The organism is Halorubrum sp. AS12 (genome assembly GCF_051122765.1).
Lineage (GTDB): Archaea > Halobacteriota > Halobacteria > Halobacteriales > Haloferacaceae > Halorubrum > Halorubrum trapanicum.
Genome location: NZ_CP185385.1, coordinates 2,086,719 through 2,105,071 on the forward strand (window position 1 = coordinate 2,086,719; position 18,353 = coordinate 2,105,071).

Below are 18,353 nucleotides of genomic sequence, written 5' to 3' on the forward strand. Positions count from 1 at the left end.
TCATGACGGGAAACGATCCATTCACCAACGCGCTCGCCGGCATGGACAACGCCGAGAGCGTTGGCCACCTGTCGTACACGGTAGAGCCCGCTTCGAACATCATCGGCTCCGTCCTCGAGGTCCTCTACGACCGCGGGTACGTCGACGGCTTCGAGTACGTCGACGACGGGAAGGCCGGGAAGTTCGAGGTCGAACTGAAAGGAGCGATCAACGAGTGTGGCGCCGTCAAGCCCCGCTACTCCGCGGGTGCCGACGAGTTCGAGAAGTGGGAGAAGCGATACCTCCCCGCCCGTGACTACGGGACGCTCATCGTCACGACGAGCCACGGCGTCATGAGCCACTACGAGGCCCGCGAAGCGGGCATCGGCGGCCAAGTGATCGCATACGTCTACTAACAATGAACAGAGTCGAAATCGAGATTCCGGACGACGTCTCCGCCGAGACCGATCACCTCGAACTCACCGTCGAGGGGCCCAACGGAAGCGTCACGCGACGCCTCTGGTACCCCGACGTCGACGTTTCGATCGAGGACGGCGCGGTGGTCATCACCTCCGAGAACGAGGACGCGAAGACCAACGCCACGGTCGGCACCTTCGAGAGCCACGTCGCCAACATGATCCACGGCGTCACCGAGGGCTGGGAGTACGCGATGGAAGTGTACTACGCCCACTTCCCGATGCAGGTGACCGTGGAGGGCGACGAGGTCGTCATCGAGAACTTCCTCGGAGAGAGCGCCGCGCGGCGCACGCCGATCCGCGGAGACACTGAGGTACAGGTCGACGGTGAGACGGTCACGCTGACGGGCTCCGACAAGGAGGCCGTCGGGCAGACCGCCGCCGACATCGAACAGCTGACGAAGGTGACCGACAAGGACACGCGCGTCTTCCAAGACGGCGTGTACATCGTCGAGAAACCCACCGGAGGTGCCTAACCGATGGCAGACGAACTGGAAGACATCAGCGGTGTCGGTCCCTCGAAGGCGGACGCTCTTCGCGAGGCCGGCTACGAGACGGTCGAGGACGTGAAGGCAGCCTCCCAGTCGGAGCTCTCCGAGGTCGACGGCGTCGGCAACGCGCTCGCAGCGCGTATCAAGGCCGACGTCGGCGGGCTGGAGGTCGACGAGGAGGCGGACGCGGAGATCGAAGACGAGACGGACGAGGAGGAGTCGGTCGAGGAGACCGACGAGACCGACTCCGTCGAGACGGAGCTTCGCCCCCGCGGGCACGCCGACAAGACGCCGGAACTGGACGACGAGACCGCTCGCGCGCTCGCACAGAAGCACCGCGAGGGGAAACCGCAGTTCAACCGGCAGGACTACCACAAGAAAAAGCGGATCCCGACGTCGTGGCGCAAGCCGCGCGGCGGGCTCTCCAAGCAGCGCCGCCGCATGAAGTCGAAGGGACCGGTCGTCGAGGCCGGCTTCCGTTCGCCGAAGGCGTCGCGCAACCTGCAGCCCGAGCGGCTTCGAGGAGGTCCGCGTTCACAACACGGACGACCTCGAGGGCGTCGACGGGGACACGCAGGCGGTGCGTATCGCCTCGAAGGTCGGCGGTCGCAAGCGCGAACTGATCGAAGACGAGGCGGAGGAGCGCGAGATCCGCGTGCTGAACCCGACCTACGTCGAAGTGGAGGTCGACGATGAGTGACCTGAAGGCGCAGAAACGGCTCGCAGCGGACGAGCTGGACGTCGGCAAGGGCCGCGTCTGGCTCGACCCCGAGGCACAGGAGGAGATCGAGGACGCCATCACGCGAGAGGACGTCCGCGAGCTCATCGAACAGGGAACGATCCGCGCGAAGGACGAAAAGACGAACTCGCGCGGTCGCGCCCGAGAGCGCGCCGACAAGCGCTCCTACGGGCATCAGTCGGGCGCCGGCACCCGGAAGGGTCGCTCCGGCGCGCGGCAGGACACGAAAGACGACTGGAAGGCGCGCATCCGCGCACAGCGGGCCCGCCTGAAGGAGCTTCGCGACGAGGAAGACGTGCTCGACGCCTCCGAGTACCGCACGCTCTACAACAAGGCGAGCGGGGGAGACTTCGAGGACGTCGCCCGTCTCGAGGCGTACATTCGGACGCAGTACGGTTACGAGGTGACGGACTAATGGCGACAGGACCACGATACAAGGTGCCGATGCGGCGCCGCCGAGAGGTCCGGACGGACTACCATCAGAGGTTGCGCCTGCTGAAATCGGGCAAGCCTCGCCTGGTCGCTCGGGTGAGCAACGCTCACGTCAGGGCGCAGCTGGTGACCCCCGGACCCGACGGCGACGAGACCCACGCGGCCGCCTCCAGCGAGGAGCTCGGCGAGTACGGCTGGGATGCCCCCACGGGCAACCTCCCCAGCGCGTACCTCACCGGCTTCCTCGCGGGCGCCCGCGCCGTCGACGCCGGCCTCGACGAGGCCGTCCTCGACATCGGGCTCAACACGGCGACGCCCGGCAACAAGACGTTCGCGGTACAGGAAGGAGCGATCGACGCGGGCCTCGAGATCCCGCACAACGACGACGTGCTGGCCGACTGGTCGCGCACGCGCGGCGAGCATATCGCCGACTACGCCGAGCAGCTCGACGAGCCGCTGTACAGCGGCGAGTTCGACGCCAGCGAGCTACCCGAGCACTTCGACGACGTGCTCGCGACAATCCAGGAGGACCATGAGTAGACACAACGACGGCTGGGAACCGCGGACGCGACTCGGCCGCAAGGTACAGGACGGCGAGGTTACGTCGATGGAACAGGCGCTCGAATCCGGTCTCCCGCTGAAGGAGGCCGAGATCGTCGACCAGCTCCTTCCGGGGCTGGAAGACGAGGTGCTGGACATCAACATGGTCCAGCGGATGACCGACTCGGGCCGCCGCGTGAAGTTCCGCTGCGTGGTCGCCGTGGGTAACCGCGACGGCTACCTCGGTTACGCGCAGGCCCGAGACGACCAGGTCGGCGGCGCCATCCAGAAGGCGATCGACGTCGCGAAGCTCAACATCATCTCGGTCGACCGCGGCTCCGGTTCCTGGGAGGACCAGCCCGGCGGCACCAACTCCCTGACTCGGACGGCGAAGGGGAAGGCCGGCTCCGTCACCGTCGAGATCAAGCCCGCCCCGCAGGGGCTGGGCCTCGCGGCCGCGGAGACGGTCCGCAACATTCTGGAGCTCGCCGGCGTCGAGGACGCCTGGACGAACTCCGACGGCAACACGCGCACGACGGTGAACCTCGCGAAGGCGACGTTCAACGCCCTGGAGAACGCGGCGCAGTCCCGCACGCCCCAGCACGCGCGCGAAGTCCACTACGACGAGGTGAGCGAGTGATGCAGGCGATCGTACAGCTCCGCGGCGATGTCAACCTCGAGTACGGCGTCGAGGACACGCTCGACATGCTGAACGTCGGGCGCGTCAACCACGCGACGTTCATTCCCGAGACGGACTCGTACCGCGGCATGATCACGAAGGTCAACGACGTCGTCGCGTTCGGGGAACCGAGCGCCGAGGCCGTCGCGCGGACGATCGCGTTGCGCGGCGAGCCGCTGGAAGGCTCCGCCGACGTCGACGACGAGTGGATCGACGACAACACCGAGTACGCCGACCTGGAGGCGCTGGCCGAGGCGCTCGTCGACGAGGAGACGACCCTGCGCGATCAGGGTCTCTCGCCGACGCTCCGACTCCACGCGCCCCGCGGCGGTCACGAGGGAATTAAACACCCCGTGATCGAGGGCGGCGAACTCGGGAAACACACTACCGAGGAGATCGACAGTCTCCTGGAGGCAATGCGATGACGAGTAAGAAACGACGACAGCGCGGCTCTCGGACGCACGGCGGCGGCACGCACAAGAACCGGCGCGGCGCCGGTCACCGCGGCGGCCGCGGCGCGGCCGGCCGCTCGAAACACGAGTACCACAACTACGGCCCGCTCGGCAAGCACGGATTCAAGCGGCCCGAGGACGCTCAGACGGAGGTCCTCGAAGTGAAGATCCAGAAGCTCGACGAGGACGCGGCGCTGTACGCCGCCGAGGGCCTCGCAGAGGAGGACGGCGACGCGTACGTCTTCGACGCGCGCGATGTCGTCGAGGACGGCTACGAGGCGGATGTCGTGAAAGTGCTCGGCGGCGGACAGGTCCGCCGCGAGCTTCACGTCACGGCGGACGCGTTCACCGCCGGTGCGGTCGAGCTCATCGAGGAGGCCGGCGGCGAAGCGACCCTCTCCGAGCGCGCCGAGGAGGCCGCTGACGAACCGGAAAACACTTCCGACGACGAGAACGACGAGGCGTAATATGAGCTGGAAGGAGGCCGCCGAACCGGTGCTCTCGCGGATGCCCGTCGTGGAGCGGCCCGCGGGACACGTCCCGTTCAGACGGAAGCTCATGTGGACGGCAGGGATCCTGATCGTCTACTTCTTCCTGACCAATATCAATCCGTTCGGTTTGGATGTTGGTCAGAGCTCCGACTTCTTCGGGCAGTTCCGGTCGGTGCTCGCCGGCTCGTCCGGGTCACTGTTACAGGTCGGTATCGGCCCGATCGTCACGGCGTCCATCGTCCTCCAGCTTTTGGGCGGTGCGAACCTCCTCGGGCTCGACACGGAGAACGACCCGCGTGACCAGGTCCTCTATCAGGGCCTCCAGAAGCTGCTCGTGGTCATCGTCACCGCCCTCACGGCGGCGCCAATGGTGTTCACCGGGGGCTTCCTTCCGGTCGACGGCGCCGTCGGTGAGGCGCTCGGGATCGGCACGTTCGGCGTTCAGGCGCTGATCTTCGCGCAGATCTTCGTCGGCGGCATCCTCATCCTGTTCATGGACGAGATCGTGAGCAAGTGGGGCGTCGGCTCCGGCGTCGGGCTGTTCATCATCGCGTCGGTGAGCCAACAGATCGTCGGCGGCTTCTTCAGCTTCTCCGCGCTCGGCGCCACCGGCTTCTTCGCGAGCTGGTACGGCGTGATCGTCGGCGACGTGCCGGCCTCGCTGTCGCCGTTCACGGCTGAGGGGCTCCAGAATCTGCTGTTCGATCCGGGGAACATTCTGGCGCTTTTCACCACGGTGTTCATCTTCGGGATCGTCGTGTACGCGGAGTCGGTCCGCGTCGAGATCCCGCTGTCGCACGCCCGCGTGAAAGGCGCCCGCGGACGCTTCCCGGTGAAGCTCATCTACGCGTCCGTCCTGCCGATGATCCTCGTTCGCGCGCTGCAGGCGAACATCCAGTTCCTCGGCCAGCTGCTCTCCTCGCAGTGGGCGGGGATGCCGGCGGCGCTCGGCGTTTACAGCGACCAAGGGCAGCCCATCGCGGGCCTGTTCTACTACCTGAACCCGATCCAGAGCCGCAACCAGTGGATGTGGTTCCTCGGCGAGCTCGAGGCGGCATCCATCGAGCCGTGGATGATCGCGGTCCGGCTCGGGGTCGACCTCACGTTCATGATCGTCGGTGGCGCCATCTTCGCGATATTCTGGGTCGAGACCACCGGTATGGGACCCGAGGCGACCGCGAAACAGATCCAGAACTCCGGGATGCAGATCCCCGGGTTCCGCCGGAACCCACAGGTCGTCGAGAAGGTCATGGAGCGGTACATCCCGCAGGTAACCGTCATCGGAGGTGCCCTCGTCGGGCTGCTCGCCGTGATGGCGAACCTGCTCGGCACCATCGGTCAGGTCTCCGGGACCGGGCTGCTGCTCGCGGTCTCTATCACGTACAAGCTGTACGAGGAGATCGCCGAAGAGCAGCTGATGGAGATCCGACCCGATGATGCGCCAGATGTTCGGTTCAGAATAGCGGATATCTGCGGGTCTTAGACCCGCTAACTCCGTTTCCTTCTTTCTTAGCCAACCGCCGAGAGGCATCCGGATATCCTGCTCGCACACCGCCAGCGGCTGCGACGGAGGTGACCGCGTAGATGGCGGTCTGTGCCTCGCTCGGTTGTACCGACGACGCCGCGGTGGTCATCCGCCTCGAGGACGGTCGCGAGCGCCCCGTCTGTCCCGACGACGCCGACGACGGCGAGGTGGTCGACGATGTCTGAAGATGACGACGACGTCTCCGCCCGGGACGCCCTCGCCATCGCGCAGCGAGCGCTCGCTCGCGTCAACGAGTTCGAGGACCGCATCGACCAGCTCGAGGTACAGCGTGGTGAGCTCCAGGAAGACCTCACCGCGGTGAAGCTCCGCCTCTCCGAGATCGACGACGAGCGGCCGTACAAGTCGCTCTCCATCGACGAGAAGGTCGGTATGGTCCGCGAGCACGCATTCCGGAAGGCAGTCGACCGGAACGGCCGGGCGAAGCTGGACTACGACGACGTGATGTACGAGGTGTTCGACGGGAAGCCCGGTTCGAAACACTGCTACAAGCTCATTCGGCTCGCAGCCGGCCTCGATCCGGATAGCGATGAGAAGACTGGGGGGACGATCCCGGGCTTCACCGCTCGCGACCCGTCGAGCGGCAACTACCACCTCGCCGTCAACGCTGCCGAGGCCAAGCGCGGAGAGGTCTTTTTCCCGAGAACAAAGACCGGCGGGGAGGGGGTGGTCTGAGGATGCCGCCGTTCTCCCGAGGTATCCCACCTCCGTTTCACTGAGTGAAGATACCGTTGTACAGCAGTCTGTAAGCAACTGTCCGCTAGCCGAGAGGCCGTCGTTCTGGCCGACGTCTGGCCGACGTCGACGGTCGCGGACGACGCCTCGGTGGCGTTTGTTCTCGGGAAAAAGACCACACGATGCCATCCACCCACGACCGACGAAAGGAGAACGAGACGCTGACCGAGACGCTGATTCGATTCCTCCGGGAGCGGTACCGAGAGGAGGTCGGCACGCTCGCCCAGCGCTACCCGAACGACCAGAAGTCACTCGTCATCGACTACGACGAGCTCTTCGAGTTCGACCGCGACACCGCGGAGGACTACCTCGCCAAGCCTGATCAGATGCGGGAGTACGCCGAGGAGGCGCTTCGGAACTACGACCTCCCGGCGGACGTCTCTCTCGACCGCGCTCACGTGCGCGTGTCGAACCTTCCGGACGAGTACACCCACTACCCCGGACACTTCAGCCCGACAAAGGTCCACTCGACGAGGCCGTACATCGGCGTCGAAGGCGAGATCGTCGCGGCGAGTGACGTCCACCCGAAGGTCACAGAGACCGCGTTCGAGTGTAAGCGCTGCGGGACGATGAGCTACATCCCACAGACGGATCGCGGCTACCAGGAGCCACACGAGTGTCAGGGATGCGAGCGACAAGGGCCGTTCCGCGTCAACTTCGACCAGTCCGAGTTCATCGACGCCCAGAAGATCCGCCTGTCGGAGCCGCCGGAGGTCGCCGGCGGCGAGGGTCAGACGATCGATATCTTCGTCGAGGACGACCTCGCCGGCCGAGTGACCACAGGGGATCGTGTCACGATTACGGGGAAGCTTCAGCTCGAACAGCGGACGAGTGGCAACGAGAAGAAGTCGACGTTCGAGCCGTACCTCACCGGCCACGCCATTGAGGTTCAGGAGTCAGACCAGACGACGGTCGAGGTCTCTCGCGAAGAGCGCGACGAGATCGATGCGATCGTCGACGGCGAACAGGGCGACCCGCTTGAGGTCGCTATGGAGTCGATCGCGCCCGGCGTGTTCGGCGAGCAGTACAACCACATGAAGCGGGCGATCGTCCTCGCGATCGTCCAGGGCGAATGGGCCGAGGGCAAGGACGGCAGCGTTGAGCGCGGTTCCATCAGCATTCTCCTCGTCGGCGACCCGTCGACGGGGAAGTCGGCGCTCATCAACCAAGCCGAGTCGAACGCACCCCGCGGGGTCGGAGTCTCCGGAAAGGGCGCCCGCGAAGCCGGGATCACAGCCTCGGCTGTCCGCGACGATTTCTCCGACGGGGAGTGGACGCTGAAGGCGGGCGCGTTCGTGAAGGCGAACGGCGGGATCGTCCGCATCGACGAGCTCGACGACATGCCGCCGGACGTCCGGTCGGCGATGCTGGAGCCGATGGCCAACGGGAAGATCAACGTCTCGAAGGCCGGGATCAACGCGACGCTCCAGACACGGGTCGGCGTCATCGCGGCGGCAAATCCGAAATACGGCCGGTTCGACGAGTACGAGCCGGTCCTCGAACAGGTCGAACTCGGGTCGACACTCATTTCGCGGTTCGATCTCGGGTTCACGGTGACCGAGACGGACGACGTCGACACGGTCAAACAGGTCGCTCGGGACATCGTCGGGCGTCGCGAGCACAAGAAGCGCCTCGACGTCGCTCCCGAGACGATCGAGTCGGGCGAGACGGACAAGTACGACCCGCCGGTCCGCAGCGAACTCCTCCGGAAGTGGCTCGCCCTCGCCGCGGACCAGCCGTCACCCGTCATCGCGAGCGAGGAGCTCGAGCAGCGGATCGCCGACGAGTTCTCCGACTTCAAGACCAAGCACATGGGCGAGGACGCGCCGGTCCCGGCGACGTGGCGCGACCTGGAAGCGCAGCTGCGGCTTGCCGAGGCGGCCGCGAAGCTGGAGTTCTCCGAGACCATCGAGGAGCGACACATCAAGACGGCCCTCTCGTTGACGATGCGGTCGATGCGGGACTTCGGGATGAATGAGGATGGGGAGTTCGACGCCGACGTCCGGGAGTCTGGGACCTCGAAGACGCAACGTGACCGCATCACGCTGATCGAGGACCTCGTCGAAGAGCAGTGCCACGACGGCGAGACCAATGGCACGCCGGTTGAGACCGTCCTCGACGCGGCCGAGGAGGAGGGGATCGACCGGAAGCGCGCGGAGAAGACGCTCCGGAAGATCAAGGAAGAGATCGGGTCGCTGTACGAGCCGATGGACGGGACGCTCAAGTGGCTCGGGAGGGCGTGACCATGCCGGCGACCGCTCAACACAACGAGCAGGCAGCCACGACGCCGAACCCGTTCCCCGAGCCCTCCCAGCAGTACGGCGAGAACCCCGCTCGGTTTCTCGCTGAGGACCTCACCGTCGACGACGGCGAGGGCACCAGCGGTGAGCTGATGCTCGCTCGGATCCGCGGACTGGAGACGATCGAGCTCTGCGGATTCTGGCTCGCGGTCGAACGAGCGCTCGCGAACAAAGAAGGACGCGAGCCCCGCGACAGCGTGGAGCGTGAGATTCGCGAGCGGAAGTCCGCTCTTGAGGCCCACGGTGAGGGACTCCCGCAGGCCGGGATGACGCCGGCGGAGCGCCGGGAGGCTGCCGCCGAGCGCGACGCCGAGTCGGTGGCGGTGCTCGTCGACGATGACGGTGAGGAGGTCCCGTGGAGCAGACAGGAGGGCGCGACCGTGGGGGCGAGCAGATGAGCAGCGGCGTTCTAAGCGACCTTCCGCCAGAGATCCGTGAGCGCGTCGTCGACCTCCCACGGACGGCGGCACTGGTCTACCTCGAACTCCGCGCAACAACCGGTGCTCGAACAGTACGGCAGCTCTCCCGAGAGACGAGTCTCCCACAGCGATCTGTACGGCGAGCGCTCCGCCGACTCGATACTGCCGGACTGGCAGAATCGACGCCGCGACACGACGATCCGCCGACGCCCGAATGGAGGGTTACAGAGTGATCGCCAATCTGGCCGGCGGTGGACCACTTAAGCGTAGGGGCAAGCAACACACGGGTGACGACAGCCCAGCGACGGGCGGCCCCACGCCTCGCACGCGGGGGTCGGAACGACAGGGCCGGAGAGACGGTCGCCCTGGACCCTTCTGTACATTATGACTGAGTCACCCGCCTACCACGAGCACCTGCTCGACGCATCGGACGTGTGTAACTCCTGTCACAGAGTCATCCGCGTCGAGCGGCAGGACCCGACGCGTGGCGGGCTCACCCGGGAGTACGAGACGCACCACGAACGCCACCGTGATCACACCGTGGTCGACTACGGCCCCGCCAAGACCGTCGGCGAGCAACAGGGGACGTTCTGCGAGCGCTGCGGCACTGAGTCGCCGTGGGACCGATACTGGGACGACTACCGGACCAACACGCACGAGGTCGCGACGGCGCTCGGCTGGCTCGACGACGTCGACGAGCCCGCGACGACGCCGTGCCAGGAGCGCGAGATCTCCATGTTGAAGTTCCGCGAGCTGCTCAAAGAGACGATCCGTACGCTCGAGGAGAAGGGCGTCACCCTCCATCGCAAGACGCTCGCTCGGGAGGCACTCCGGCGCCGTCGAGACGGCGAGCACGTCGACGACTGTCTCGGCGAGGCGACCGAGGCGGCCATCAGACGCGCCATCACCACGAGCGATGCCCGGCAGGACGCCCGGCGGGAGGTCCCCGCATGAGCACCACCGGGTACGGTCGCGTGGCGTTCGACTTCGCCGGTCGCGAACTCGAAGGCACGGCGACCGACTTCGAGCCCGCCGGCGACGTCTCTGGCCCCGACGGGTTCCTCACGGTCGACGTCGACGGCCTCGAGTACCGAGTGGCGGAGTCCGAAGCAGAGCGGCTGGATCGATAGCTCAGTCTGGGAGAGCACCGGCCTGAAGCGCTGGCGTGCCTCGGTTCGAACCCGAGTCGATCCATCTCCCGAGGGCGTGGCATCGTAGCTTTTCACTGCGAGGCCAGGTCACGCGCCCGAGGGAGTGTTGAGTCCCACGAGCGGTCGGCAGTACTATCGTCCCGACGACGATCGTGTGTGCTTCGAGAAGGCCGACTGTCACGAGCAAACCGACAAGTCCGACCGCCTTGCGACGCCACTGGCGTGGTCACGGACGGCCCTATGGGCTCAGGCGAGACCCAAGCCTGAGACGGGCCTCCCCCGTGCCGGGTTCGATTCCCGGCGTCGCTATCCCCTTCATGAAATTAATTCACGAGACGCACTGACATACCCCTCCGTTTCCACTCCAGACGGATGACCCGATCGACCATCGCGACTAGCGCTGATCATGCCCAGTTCATACCCACCCCGACCGTCGACGTACCGACCAAATCGCTGCCCTGTGTGCGGGTGCTCGTTCAGCTCCGCGAGCCCCTGCGACTGCCAGCCCCTCGCTGATGTGTCATGAACGCACCGCAACCCACTCGGCCGTGGTACTGCCGCGACCGGTTCGTCGACGAGTACAAGAGCACTCTCCGAGAGGACGATGAGAAGCTACCGATGCTGAAGACGCTGAAGATCCTCCGTGCGATCATCGTCAACGTCGGGATCTTCGGGATCGGTGCCTACGCCATGTACCGCGGCGGCGACCCGACGCTGCTCGCAGTCTCCACACTCGCCGTCGCCGGCGCGTACAACGGCCTCGAACTCGGCGACTACCTCGCACTCGTCCAAGCGTACAACGAGATCCAGACCGAGTCGGACACCGATGACTGACGACAACGTCCTGAGCCGGTTCGAGCTCGTCCGCGAGGAGGATGTCTCTGAGACTTCGGGAACGGGCGTCGTCGCCGTCGGCGTCGAGTACCCGGACGGTGCCGTCCACATGCAGTGGCGCAACGCCGAGAACGACGACCTCGAGTCGAACTCGAACGGCTGCGCGTTCAAACCCGCGCCGGACGGCCTCGCGGCGATGAAGGAAATCCACGGCCACGACGGCCGCACTACCATCCGGTTCCTCGACGACGTCGACATCGGTGCGGACTAACCCTATGGAGGACACAGTCGCTGTCGAGTACGAGTGCGAAGGCCGTGATGCCGTCGGCACAGCTGCGTGGCGTATCCTCGAAAACTACGCGGAGCACGCTGATGACGACATCCTCGAGACGATCACCCGACGACTCCCGATCGCACTTCCGGATTTCCCTGCGCTCGCTCACGAGACGGTCAACATCGGTATCCTCTACGAGAACGCCGACGCCGCTGCCCAGGCGTTCGGGTATAACCGACTACTGTGTCTCCCGCCTGAATCCTACATCACGAACATCACTCTCTGGCACGAGCTTGGACACGTCGCCATCCGCGTTCGACACGAGCGTGGTGAGGACGTCTCGAAAACGAGCGAGGAGTACTGCTCGATCTTCTCGGTCGCCCGGATGCCGCCCGAGGCTATCGACGATGATCGCATCCCGTATCTCGGCGAGCCCGACGTCGACCGCGCGGAGTGGCCGCGTATCTGCCGGGCGGCACTCGAGTACCGTGAGGAGCGCGGCCCGAACAGCCACTACATCAAAAAGGCTGAGCAGCGGCTCGGGATCGCGGAATAACACGCGAGCGCACCTCACTGGGCCGATATCGGCCTGTCTGTAAAACAAACACAAACTCAACCTCATGGCGCACAGAGACGACTTCCACGAGAACGCCCATCCTGAAGCCACCGAGATCACCGGCGATCGGGACTACGGCGAGTGGGGGCAGTGTATCGTCGACCCGGCGAGTTCGACCGGCGAGCGCTGTACCCAGCCGGCGAAGGGCAGCCACGGGAAGTGCCACTCTCACGGTGGCTCCAGCTCTGGTGCGCCGGAGAGGAACACCAACGCCGAGGGCAACAGCGGCGGCGGCGCTCCCGAGGAGAACGACAATGCCGAGGGTAACGACGGCGGGGCGGCCCCTGAGGACAACACCAACGCGGTCACCCATGCGTTGTTCGTCGAGAGCAACCGCTTCTACCAGGAGGTCATCGGCGACGCGCTCCGTAAGCTCTGCGACGACATCTACGACAGCTACGTCGAGAAGTTCCGCAAGCTCAACGACGAGCCGATCGTCGGCGAGAAAGCGCGGCTCTCGGAGATCGCCGTCAACCACATCAAGATCATCCACGCGGACAACTGGGTAAACGACCGCCCCGACGATCTCGACTCCGGGAACGCACTGGTCGACCGGGAGACGCGGGTGAAGACGTCCCAGCGCGGATCCCATCAGGAGATCCGGTACAAGGAGTCGGTCGTCGTGAAGACGCAGCAGCGACTCCGGAAGGAGGACCGGAAGTGGCTGAAGGAGATGGGCCTGCTCGGCGTCGACGAACTCGACGTCAACGTCGACGGGCAGGTCAACCACGACCACAGTCACGGCGTCGACGAGGAGACCCGCGAGATGATCGAGGACCTCGAGGAGGACCTGAAGGCATGACGCCGCTCGCCCTCCACGTTGCGGCCCGCCTCCACGACGCCGACCACGTCGACGTCCCCGATCACGTCGACCAGAAGGGCCGGTTCGGCAAGTACGAGAACCAGCAGCCGGACTTCGCCCGCTCGAAGGACGTCCCCGACTTCGTCCAGGATACCATCGTCACCGTCGCCCGGCGCGAGTTCGCGCTCGACCCGCCGTCGACGCCGGGCGACCAGGAGGCGATCCGACAGAGCGACTACCGTGAGTTCTGGATCGACGAGCTCGACGACGAACCGTGGGACATCTACTCCATCTCGGAGGCGATGGCGGCCCGGTTCGACATCAACCCGGGGTGGGCGTTCAAGACCGCCCGCCAGCATCTGAACCAGCTCGTCCTCCAGGCCCGGATGCGTGGCTATCGACAGGAGCGCCTCGCCGGTCGGCGCTTCCGCTGGTCCGGGCCCGAGGCGGACCACCCGGCGTGTCAGTGGATCCGCGACCAGATACCCGAGAAGGGGCTGCCGTACCACGAGGTCGTTGAGCTGATGCAGGAAGCGAAGCGCCGGTTCGTCGAGGACCCGCCGGCGAGCGCGCACGTCGTCCACGACTGGTGCCGGCATCACCTTGCTGAGGTCCAGTAACCATGTCGACCGGAACAGACACGACCGCGTCGACGACGTCGACGTCGATCGCCAAGCTGGTCGAGGAGCGGCCGACCTCCCACCCGCTCCCGTTCTCGATTCGACACTTGGGGACAGACGGGATCCTCGCGCCACCGCGGCACCTGCGCGACTGGTACCAGCACATCTGGGAGGCGGTGTACAAACCCCACACGCCGAAGAACCTCGCGCTGCTGGGCCCACGCAACTACGCGAAGACGGTGTCGACGATCAACGTCGCGCCGGCGTGGCTCGCGGTCAACTTCCCGCAGATCCGGATGGCCATCGTCTCGCACAAGAAGACGCACGCCGACAAGCGGGCGAAGACGGCGGTCGCCTCCATCGAGGAGGCGTGTGAGCGGTACGGCGTCCCGGTGTACGACTCGTCGAAGACGACGCTCCAGCTGGAGGCGGGCACCCAGAACATCGAGCCGACGCTCGAACCGCTCTCCATCCGGACGTCGGACACGGGGTCGCACTATGACGTCATCATCTACGACGACATCGCGACGCTCACCAACCAGACGACGGCGCTGCGGTCGCAGAATCTCGGAGAACTTCGAGGAGTTCTACGACAACGTCGCTGCGAAGGCCGGCGCGACCTGCCTCCCCCACAAGTCGCTGAACATCGTCATCGGGACGCGCAAGACGCCCGAGGACGTCTACCGCGAGCACGTCCTTGCGACGAACAACCCGGAGTGGGACGGCTGTATCGCCCGGGGGACCTCCCGCCCAGGGTGGGCGGCGCGCATCTGGCGGGCGACGCCGGACTGGCACGTCATCGAGAACGAGACCTACGTCGTCCACGGCACGGACGGCGAGGTGTACGACTCGATCCGGGACGTGCCGGCGGACGTCGAGATAATCGACGACGGGATCCGGCCGGCGCCCGGCACGGAGTTCCGGACGCTGTGGCCCGAGTTCGAGGCGCCCGAGACGCTGCTCACGAAGGTCGTCTCGAAGGACGGCAGCGCCGGCCTGTGGCGCGCGGAGAACCAGCAGAACCCCGAGGCGGCCATCGGGCGCGTCCTCGATCTCGACTGGCTGCGCTTCGTCGACCCGATCCCCGAGACGACTGGTCGGCGCTGGAGTGGTACGCGGGGCTCGACTTCGCGAACCCGAACAACGTCGCCGCCGAGGAGCGCGGCGAGACCGACTACTGGGCGCTTGCGGTGTACGCCTACGACCGAGACAACGACCAGGAGTACGCCGTCGACGTCTGGCGCGACCGTGGGTACATGTGGGAGGAAGCGGCGACGGACTTCGTCGGCGTTCATCTCTCAGACTACCCGGTTGGCGAGCTGCTCGTCGAGAGCAACTTCGACGGCAAGGAGATCGCCGAGACGATCGAGGACAACGTCGACATCCGGGTGACGCCCAGCAACTCCGAGGGCGAGAAGGAGCAGCGCCTCACCCGACTCGCGAACCGCTTCCAGCAGGGGAAGGTGAAGGTGGCGAGCGAGGAGAACGAGCGCTGGGAGTCGTTCATCCGCGAGGAGTGGCTTCCGTTCCCCGACGCCGCTCACGACGACCGCTTCGACGCCCTCGAAATCGCGTCACGTGGCCCCAACAGCTCGGTCGACCATGCGTCGAGTGACGAATTCGACCACATCGACTGGGGCTGAGACACTCATTCATCCATCCATGTCCACAACACCACCCCGACCAGAGCATCGCACGCTCGACCCCGAGACCGACGACGTCGAGCGTACCGACGGCCACATCGCGACGCGCGGGTTCTACTACAAGCTCCGGTGTACCGCGTGCCGGCCGTTCTACACGCTGCCGGTGCGCAAGCCGGGCGATCCGCCGACGGTCGCTCGGTGCGCGCAGTGCGGGCGCAAGCACTCGATGGACAGCGTCGAGATCACCAAGCACGATCGCTATGAGTGACGACGAACCCCGCACGACGACGCTCGGCGAGGACGACAACGGCGAGCTCGTCGCGATCGACTGGCCCGACGGCGACGTCGACCAGATGCTCGCCGGACAGATCTCGGCGACGCCCCAAGCCTCGGGCGGCCGGTCGGACAGTCACGCCGACGACGTCGGGCCAGTCCCCCGCATCTCGGACCGCGGCGGAATCTGGAGTCGGATAGAATCTCCAGTCGTTCGCGCTTAACTCGACGGAGCTCGCGACGACAGTTAAACGGTTCCGCGACGAGATGTACCGGAACCAGTTCCCGGTGCTCACGCCGGCGTTCACCGCCCGTTGTACCAACTGCGGGACGGAGTACGACGAGGATCGCGATGTCTGTGAGGTGTGCGGCGAGGGCGACTTCGAGACGCCGTCGCGAGCGCAGAAGGAACGCCTCTCCAAGCTGTTCGCGTCCGTCAACGACGACGACCAGTCGCTGGCGTCGCTGATGAAGTACGAGGAGGACTACCAGTCCTTCAACGGCGTCTCGACAATCCTCGCCCGCCTAGAGTACCAGCACGTGGAGAGCGAGACGCAGGTCGCGGGGCGCACGGTCGAGTCGGCCGGCCGGTGGGAGGCGACGGCGATCGACGAGCTCGTCCACGCCGACCCGAGTCGCGTCCGCCCGGTGCTCGACGAACAGAACCGCCACGGTGGCTGGTGGACCTGCCCCGCCCACCGCGAGGAGTACTGGGAGCAGGACGCGCTCACGTTCGAGGGCGGCGCCGACCACCCGGTCGAGGTCTGCCCCGAGTGCCACGCCCGTCTCGAGGAAGTCGGCTACGCGGAGGTCAAACACCGAAGCGACGACGTCGAGCGGCTCTTCCTCAAACATGAGGTTATCGACTGGGCGCGGCACTTCCCGATCCTGAACGGTCTCGACGGCCGGTCGCCGATCCTCCCGCTGATCAAGCTCCAGGCCATCCTCCAGTGGTCGCGGAACTACGAGCTCCAGTACCTCAACCCACAGAACGACCAGCAGCTCCCCGACAAGTTCCTCGTTGCCTACGGGGAGAACGTCCGGGAGAGTCTGCGCGCCTCGCTGGAAGATAACGAGAAGAAGAACCCGTGGGAGGAGGGGCGACTCATGTACGACGGGTCGCCCGACGACGTCGAGATCGACATCCTCGACCTGTCGACGTCGGCCGGGATCAACGGCCGCGAGCCGATGGTCGAACGGCTCATGTCACAGATCCGGGCGATGTTCGGAGTCTCCGACGCCTTCGAGAACGAGCTCTCCGACGCCGGCGGGCTCAACGCCGAAGGGACGCAGGTCGAGATCACCAACGGCGCCGTCGCGAGCGCCCACCAGGACACCCAGGACAAGGCGCTCGACACGCTGTGCCAGCTCATCGAGCGCGTCGAAGGGCACTGCGACTGGGAACTCGCGTACGTCGCTCCCGAGAGCGAGGGAGAGTCGCTGACGCCGCTCGAAGTCCTCCAGGGGATCGAGAAGGCCCAGCAGACCGGCACCGCGGTGGCCGTCGAGGATGGCCAGCTGCAGATTCCCGATCAGGAGATCACGCCGATGGATCCCGAGACTACGACGCCGGAAGACGAGCCACCTCCCGAGGATGGCGACCCCGACGACGGCGCCGCGGGCCCGCCTGACGGCGCCGACGCAGAGAACAGCCCCGATCCCAACCAACCCGCTTCCGATCCTCCTGACACTCAGCCATGACTGACACGACACTCGCTCCCATCGAGAACAGCGCGCTTCCACTAGCCACGCTCATCCGCGCCGTCGCTGACGACGTCGAGCTGGTCGCGAACACCGACGAACTTCAGCAGCACTCCCCGACCGAGGGTCGCGTCGCTGAGGTTGCCTCCGGCGACCGACCGTTCGACGTCTACATCGGCACGGGCGACGCGTGGGTCCTCGCTGGTTCGGAACTCGGCCTCGAGGCGACAGTACTGCGGGCGACGCCCCAGGACCTGACCGCCGATGACGCGCCGGCACCGGGCGAGACCGGCGTACAGGCCACCCACGACGGGACCGGCACGCCGCCGGCGGGGACGTACACCTCGGACCCGGCGAACAACCAGTGGGTCGGCGCTGACGACACCACGTCCGGCACGACGATCGCGTACTGACCATGAGCATCCGCGTACTCAACCACCCGGTCGACGGCGATGTCGACCGCAAGGCGGCGATCGGCGAGGCCGTCGAGCCCGACGGCCCGATCCACGACCGCCGGATCACTCGTGGGGATGTCCCCGACGAGTGGATCGAGCCCGTCTTCGAGGCCGAGAACTTCATCATCGAGGGGCCGGCGTCGGTCGAGATCGTCGACCGGAGCGGCCAGCAAATCCAGATGGAGGCGGTCGCCGACAGCCTCGACCGCTACCTCGAAAGCACCCGCGAGCCGGGGATCATCTCGACCCGCCACGACGACGTCCCCGTCGGCGTCCCGGTGTGGGAGTGGACCACCGACAACGGCATCCACTACGAGACGACCGTCGACGACGAGGAATTCACGCTCGTCGCGAACCTCGGTAACGAGACGACGAAGAGCAAGATGGCGCGCGTCCGCTGTCTCAACGGCGACTACGGCGGCTACTCGGTTACCGTCTACTCCAACCAGGAGCACCGGCGCAACGACGGGACGCGAGTGACCGTCGACTGTGACCTCCACGCCGTCACGCTCGGCCACGAGGAGCAGGTGATGAACCCCGAGGCCGACTTCGACGTTGTCGACTTCAAGCACGGCGGCGTGCTCGAGGCGTGTATTCGGCGTCGACTCCGGCGCCGGAACAGCCTTGCCGGCCGGATCGAGGAGCGTCTCTCGAACTGACCAGCGACTGCAGAAAGACGTGTCACGCCGGCGGGGCGTGAGACAGCGG

25 protein-coding genes, 1 tRNA gene and 2 pseudogenes are annotated in these 18,353 nt (G+C 66.2%); all 28 read left to right on the top strand.

The genetic code is table 11. The features are described from left to right. Positions 1 to 2: 2 nt before the first annotated feature. The 28 genes and pseudogenes from ACODNG_RS10475 (at position 3) to ACODNG_RS10610 (ending at position 18,304) form a co-directional block, all read left to right on the top strand. Complete coding sequence (locus tag ACODNG_RS10475; RefSeq protein ID WP_004597419.1) at positions 3 to 395, top strand: 30S ribosomal protein S8; 393 nt, start codon at positions 3 to 5, stop codon at positions 393 to 395. A 2-nt stretch (positions 396 to 397) separates the two neighbouring features. Further along, positions 398 to 931, top strand: coding sequence for a 50S ribosomal protein L6 (locus ACODNG_RS10480; RefSeq protein ID WP_434521259.1), 534 nt, complete (start codon positions 398 to 400; stop codon positions 929 to 931). A gap of 3 nt (positions 932 to 934) precedes the next feature. After that, positions 935 to 1,646, top strand: a pseudogene (locus ACODNG_RS10485) (50S ribosomal protein L32e). Further along, positions 1,639 to 2,100 carry a 50S ribosomal protein L19e gene (locus ACODNG_RS10490; protein ID WP_434521260.1) on the top strand — a complete coding sequence of 154 codons (462 nt, stop codon included), beginning with the start codon at positions 1,639 to 1,641 and terminating at the stop codon, positions 2,098 to 2,100. Before ACODNG_RS10485 ends, ACODNG_RS10490 begins: the two are co-directional and overlap by 8 nt. Beyond that, positions 2,100 to 2,657: a 50S ribosomal protein L18 gene (locus tag ACODNG_RS10495; protein ID WP_121563056.1), complete on the top strand. Its 558-nt coding sequence runs from the start codon at positions 2,100 to 2,102 to the stop codon at positions 2,655 to 2,657. The genes ACODNG_RS10490 and ACODNG_RS10495 overlap by 1 nt, the downstream gene beginning before the upstream one ends. Next, on the top strand, positions 2,650 to 3,297 hold the full coding sequence (locus tag ACODNG_RS10500) for a 30S ribosomal protein S5 (RefSeq protein WP_209545556.1): 648 nt from the start codon (positions 2,650 to 2,652) through the stop codon (positions 3,295 to 3,297). The genes ACODNG_RS10495 and ACODNG_RS10500 overlap by 8 nt, the downstream gene beginning before the upstream one ends. After that, the gene (locus tag ACODNG_RS10505) at positions 3,297 to 3,761 is read left to right on the top strand and encodes a 50S ribosomal protein L30 (protein WP_434521261.1); all 465 of its coding nucleotides are present in this window, start codon (positions 3,297 to 3,299) and stop codon (positions 3,759 to 3,761) included. Before ACODNG_RS10500 ends, ACODNG_RS10505 begins: the two co-directional genes overlap by 1 nt. After that, positions 3,758 to 4,255, top strand: a complete 498-nt coding sequence (locus ACODNG_RS10510) for an uL15m family ribosomal protein (RefSeq protein ID WP_434521262.1) — start codon at positions 3,758 to 3,760, stop codon at positions 4,253 to 4,255. Before ACODNG_RS10505 ends, ACODNG_RS10510 begins: the two co-directional genes overlap by 4 nt. A 1-nt stretch (position 4,256) precedes the next feature. Beyond that, a pseudogene (gene secY / locus ACODNG_RS10515) lies at positions 4,257 to 5,742 on the top strand (preprotein translocase subunit SecY). Between the two features lie 121 nt (positions 5,743 to 5,863). Beyond that, positions 5,864 to 5,989 carry a hypothetical protein gene (locus ACODNG_RS10520; RefSeq protein ID WP_434521263.1) on the top strand — a complete coding sequence of 42 codons (126 nt, stop codon included), beginning with the start codon at positions 5,864 to 5,866 and terminating at the stop codon, positions 5,987 to 5,989. Next, positions 5,982 to 6,497 carry a hypothetical protein gene (locus tag ACODNG_RS10525; RefSeq protein ID WP_434521264.1) on the top strand — a complete coding sequence of 172 codons (516 nt, stop codon included), beginning with the start codon at positions 5,982 to 5,984 and terminating at the stop codon, positions 6,495 to 6,497. The genes ACODNG_RS10520 and ACODNG_RS10525 overlap by 8 nt, the downstream gene beginning before the upstream one ends. 182 nt (positions 6,498 to 6,679) lie before the next feature. Beyond that, positions 6,680 to 8,800, top strand: a complete 2,121-nt coding sequence (locus ACODNG_RS10530) for a minichromosome maintenance protein MCM (protein WP_434521265.1) — start codon at positions 6,680 to 6,682, stop codon at positions 8,798 to 8,800. A gap of 2 nt (positions 8,801 to 8,802) precedes the next feature. After that, positions 8,803 to 9,255, top strand: coding sequence for a hypothetical protein (locus tag ACODNG_RS10535; protein ID WP_434521266.1), 453 nt, complete (start codon positions 8,803 to 8,805; stop codon positions 9,253 to 9,255). Beyond that, positions 9,252 to 9,509, top strand: a complete 258-nt coding sequence (locus ACODNG_RS10540; RefSeq protein ID WP_434521267.1) for a MarR family transcriptional regulator — start codon at positions 9,252 to 9,254, stop codon at positions 9,507 to 9,509. Before ACODNG_RS10535 ends, ACODNG_RS10540 begins: the two co-directional genes overlap by 4 nt. Positions 9,510 to 9,660: 151 nt before the next feature. Next, positions 9,661 to 10,230 (top strand): peptide ABC transporter substrate-binding protein, encoded by a 570-nt coding sequence (locus tag ACODNG_RS10545; RefSeq protein WP_434521268.1) that lies wholly within the window; start codon positions 9,661 to 9,663, stop codon positions 10,228 to 10,230. Continuing rightward, the gene (locus tag ACODNG_RS10550) at positions 10,227 to 10,406 is read left to right on the top strand and encodes a hypothetical protein (protein WP_434521269.1); all 180 of its coding nucleotides are present in this window, start codon (positions 10,227 to 10,229) and stop codon (positions 10,404 to 10,406) included. Before ACODNG_RS10545 ends, ACODNG_RS10550 begins: the two co-directional genes overlap by 4 nt. Beyond that, positions 10,397 to 10,470, top strand: a tRNA-Phe gene (locus ACODNG_RS10555). The genes ACODNG_RS10550 and ACODNG_RS10555 overlap by 10 nt, the downstream gene beginning before the upstream one ends. Before the next feature lie 479 nt (positions 10,471 to 10,949). Continuing rightward, entirely contained in the window at positions 10,950 to 11,261 is a 312-nt protein-coding gene (locus ACODNG_RS10560) for a hypothetical protein (protein WP_434521270.1), read from the top strand. Beyond that, complete coding sequence (locus tag ACODNG_RS10565) at positions 11,254 to 11,532, top strand: hypothetical protein (RefSeq protein WP_434521271.1); 279 nt, start codon at positions 11,254 to 11,256, stop codon at positions 11,530 to 11,532. The genes ACODNG_RS10560 and ACODNG_RS10565 overlap by 8 nt, the downstream gene beginning before the upstream one ends. Before the next feature lie 4 nt (positions 11,533 to 11,536). After that, complete coding sequence (locus ACODNG_RS10570; protein WP_434521272.1) at positions 11,537 to 12,091, top strand: hypothetical protein; 555 nt, start codon at positions 11,537 to 11,539, stop codon at positions 12,089 to 12,091. A 64-nt stretch (positions 12,092 to 12,155) separates the two neighbouring features. Beyond that, positions 12,156 to 12,953 carry a hypothetical protein gene (locus ACODNG_RS10575; RefSeq protein ID WP_434521273.1) on the top strand — a complete coding sequence of 266 codons (798 nt, stop codon included), beginning with the start codon at positions 12,156 to 12,158 and terminating at the stop codon, positions 12,951 to 12,953. Next, the gene (locus ACODNG_RS10580) at positions 12,950 to 13,573 is read left to right on the top strand and encodes a hypothetical protein (RefSeq protein WP_434521274.1); all 624 of its coding nucleotides are present in this window, start codon (positions 12,950 to 12,952) and stop codon (positions 13,571 to 13,573) included. The genes ACODNG_RS10575 and ACODNG_RS10580 overlap by 4 nt, the downstream gene beginning before the upstream one ends. Before the next feature lie 2 nt (positions 13,574 to 13,575). Next, the gene (locus tag ACODNG_RS10585; RefSeq protein WP_434521275.1) at positions 13,576 to 15,216 is read left to right on the top strand and encodes a hypothetical protein; all 1,641 of its coding nucleotides are present in this window, start codon (positions 13,576 to 13,578) and stop codon (positions 15,214 to 15,216) included. Positions 15,217 to 15,235: 19 nt separating this feature from the next. Continuing rightward, a complete protein-coding gene (locus tag ACODNG_RS10590) occupies positions 15,236 to 15,484 on the top strand; it encodes a hypothetical protein (protein WP_434521276.1) in 249 nt (82 codons plus the stop codon). Next, a complete protein-coding gene (locus ACODNG_RS10595; RefSeq protein WP_434521277.1) occupies positions 15,477 to 15,713 on the top strand; it encodes a hypothetical protein in 237 nt (78 codons plus the stop codon). The genes ACODNG_RS10590 and ACODNG_RS10595 overlap by 8 nt, the downstream gene beginning before the upstream one ends. Before the next feature lie 43 nt (positions 15,714 to 15,756). Then, positions 15,757 to 17,190, top strand: coding sequence for a hypothetical protein (locus ACODNG_RS10600; protein ID WP_434521278.1), 1,434 nt, complete (start codon positions 15,757 to 15,759; stop codon positions 17,188 to 17,190). Further along, entirely contained in the window at positions 17,187 to 17,603 is a 417-nt protein-coding gene (locus ACODNG_RS10605; RefSeq protein ID WP_434521279.1) for a hypothetical protein, read from the top strand. Before ACODNG_RS10600 ends, ACODNG_RS10605 begins: the two co-directional genes overlap by 4 nt. Before the next feature lie 2 nt (positions 17,604 to 17,605). Further along, complete coding sequence (locus ACODNG_RS10610) at positions 17,606 to 18,304, top strand: hypothetical protein (RefSeq protein ID WP_434521280.1); 699 nt, start codon at positions 17,606 to 17,608, stop codon at positions 18,302 to 18,304. Positions 18,305 to 18,353: the final 49 nt, after the last annotated feature.

Coding starts and splice junctions, on each gene's coding strand:
- ACODNG_RS10605 (WP_434521279.1), top strand. CDS start 17,187: ATGACTGACACGACACTCGCTCCCATCGAGAACAGCGCGCTTCCACTA.
- ACODNG_RS10550 (WP_434521269.1), top strand. CDS start 10,227: ATGAGCACCACCGGGTACGGTCGCGTGGCGTTCGACTTCGCCGGTCGC.
- ACODNG_RS10510 (WP_434521262.1), top strand. CDS start 3,758: ATGACGAGTAAGAAACGACGACAGCGCGGCTCTCGGACGCACGGCGGC.
- ACODNG_RS10520 (WP_434521263.1), top strand. CDS start 5,864: ATGGCGGTCTGTGCCTCGCTCGGTTGTACCGACGACGCCGCGGTGGTC.
- ACODNG_RS10545 (WP_434521268.1), top strand. CDS start 9,661: ATGACTGAGTCACCCGCCTACCACGAGCACCTGCTCGACGCATCGGAC.
- ACODNG_RS10530 (WP_434521265.1), top strand. CDS start 6,680: ATGCCATCCACCCACGACCGACGAAAGGAGAACGAGACGCTGACCGAG.
- ACODNG_RS10495 (WP_121563056.1), top strand. CDS start 2,100: ATGGCGACAGGACCACGATACAAGGTGCCGATGCGGCGCCGCCGAGAG.
- ACODNG_RS10500 (WP_209545556.1), top strand. CDS start 2,650: ATGAGTAGACACAACGACGGCTGGGAACCGCGGACGCGACTCGGCCGC.
- ACODNG_RS10570 (WP_434521272.1), top strand. CDS start 11,537: ATGGAGGACACAGTCGCTGTCGAGTACGAGTGCGAAGGCCGTGATGCC.
- ACODNG_RS10595 (WP_434521277.1), top strand. CDS start 15,477: ATGAGTGACGACGAACCCCGCACGACGACGCTCGGCGAGGACGACAAC.
- ACODNG_RS10475 (WP_004597419.1), top strand. CDS start 3: ATGACGGGAAACGATCCATTCACCAACGCGCTCGCCGGCATGGACAAC.
- ACODNG_RS10505 (WP_434521261.1), top strand. CDS start 3,297: ATGCAGGCGATCGTACAGCTCCGCGGCGATGTCAACCTCGAGTACGGC.
- ACODNG_RS10525 (WP_434521264.1), top strand. CDS start 5,982: ATGTCTGAAGATGACGACGACGTCTCCGCCCGGGACGCCCTCGCCATC.
- ACODNG_RS10560 (WP_434521270.1), top strand. CDS start 10,950: ATGAACGCACCGCAACCCACTCGGCCGTGGTACTGCCGCGACCGGTTC.
- ACODNG_RS10600 (WP_434521278.1), top strand. CDS start 15,757: ATGTACCGGAACCAGTTCCCGGTGCTCACGCCGGCGTTCACCGCCCGT.
- ACODNG_RS10580 (WP_434521274.1), top strand. CDS start 12,950: ATGACGCCGCTCGCCCTCCACGTTGCGGCCCGCCTCCACGACGCCGAC.
- ACODNG_RS10590 (WP_434521276.1), top strand. CDS start 15,236: ATGTCCACAACACCACCCCGACCAGAGCATCGCACGCTCGACCCCGAG.
- ACODNG_RS10540 (WP_434521267.1), top strand. CDS start 9,252: ATGAGCAGCGGCGTTCTAAGCGACCTTCCGCCAGAGATCCGTGAGCGC.
- ACODNG_RS10480 (WP_434521259.1), top strand. CDS start 398: ATGAACAGAGTCGAAATCGAGATTCCGGACGACGTCTCCGCCGAGACC.
- ACODNG_RS10575 (WP_434521273.1), top strand. CDS start 12,156: ATGGCGCACAGAGACGACTTCCACGAGAACGCCCATCCTGAAGCCACC.
- ACODNG_RS10610 (WP_434521280.1), top strand. CDS start 17,606: ATGAGCATCCGCGTACTCAACCACCCGGTCGACGGCGATGTCGACCGC.
- ACODNG_RS10585 (WP_434521275.1), top strand. CDS start 13,576: ATGTCGACCGGAACAGACACGACCGCGTCGACGACGTCGACGTCGATC.
- ACODNG_RS10565 (WP_434521271.1), top strand. CDS start 11,254: ATGACTGACGACAACGTCCTGAGCCGGTTCGAGCTCGTCCGCGAGGAG.
- ACODNG_RS10490 (WP_434521260.1), top strand. CDS start 1,639: ATGAGTGACCTGAAGGCGCAGAAACGGCTCGCAGCGGACGAGCTGGAC.
- ACODNG_RS10535 (WP_434521266.1), top strand. CDS start 8,803: ATGCCGGCGACCGCTCAACACAACGAGCAGGCAGCCACGACGCCGAAC.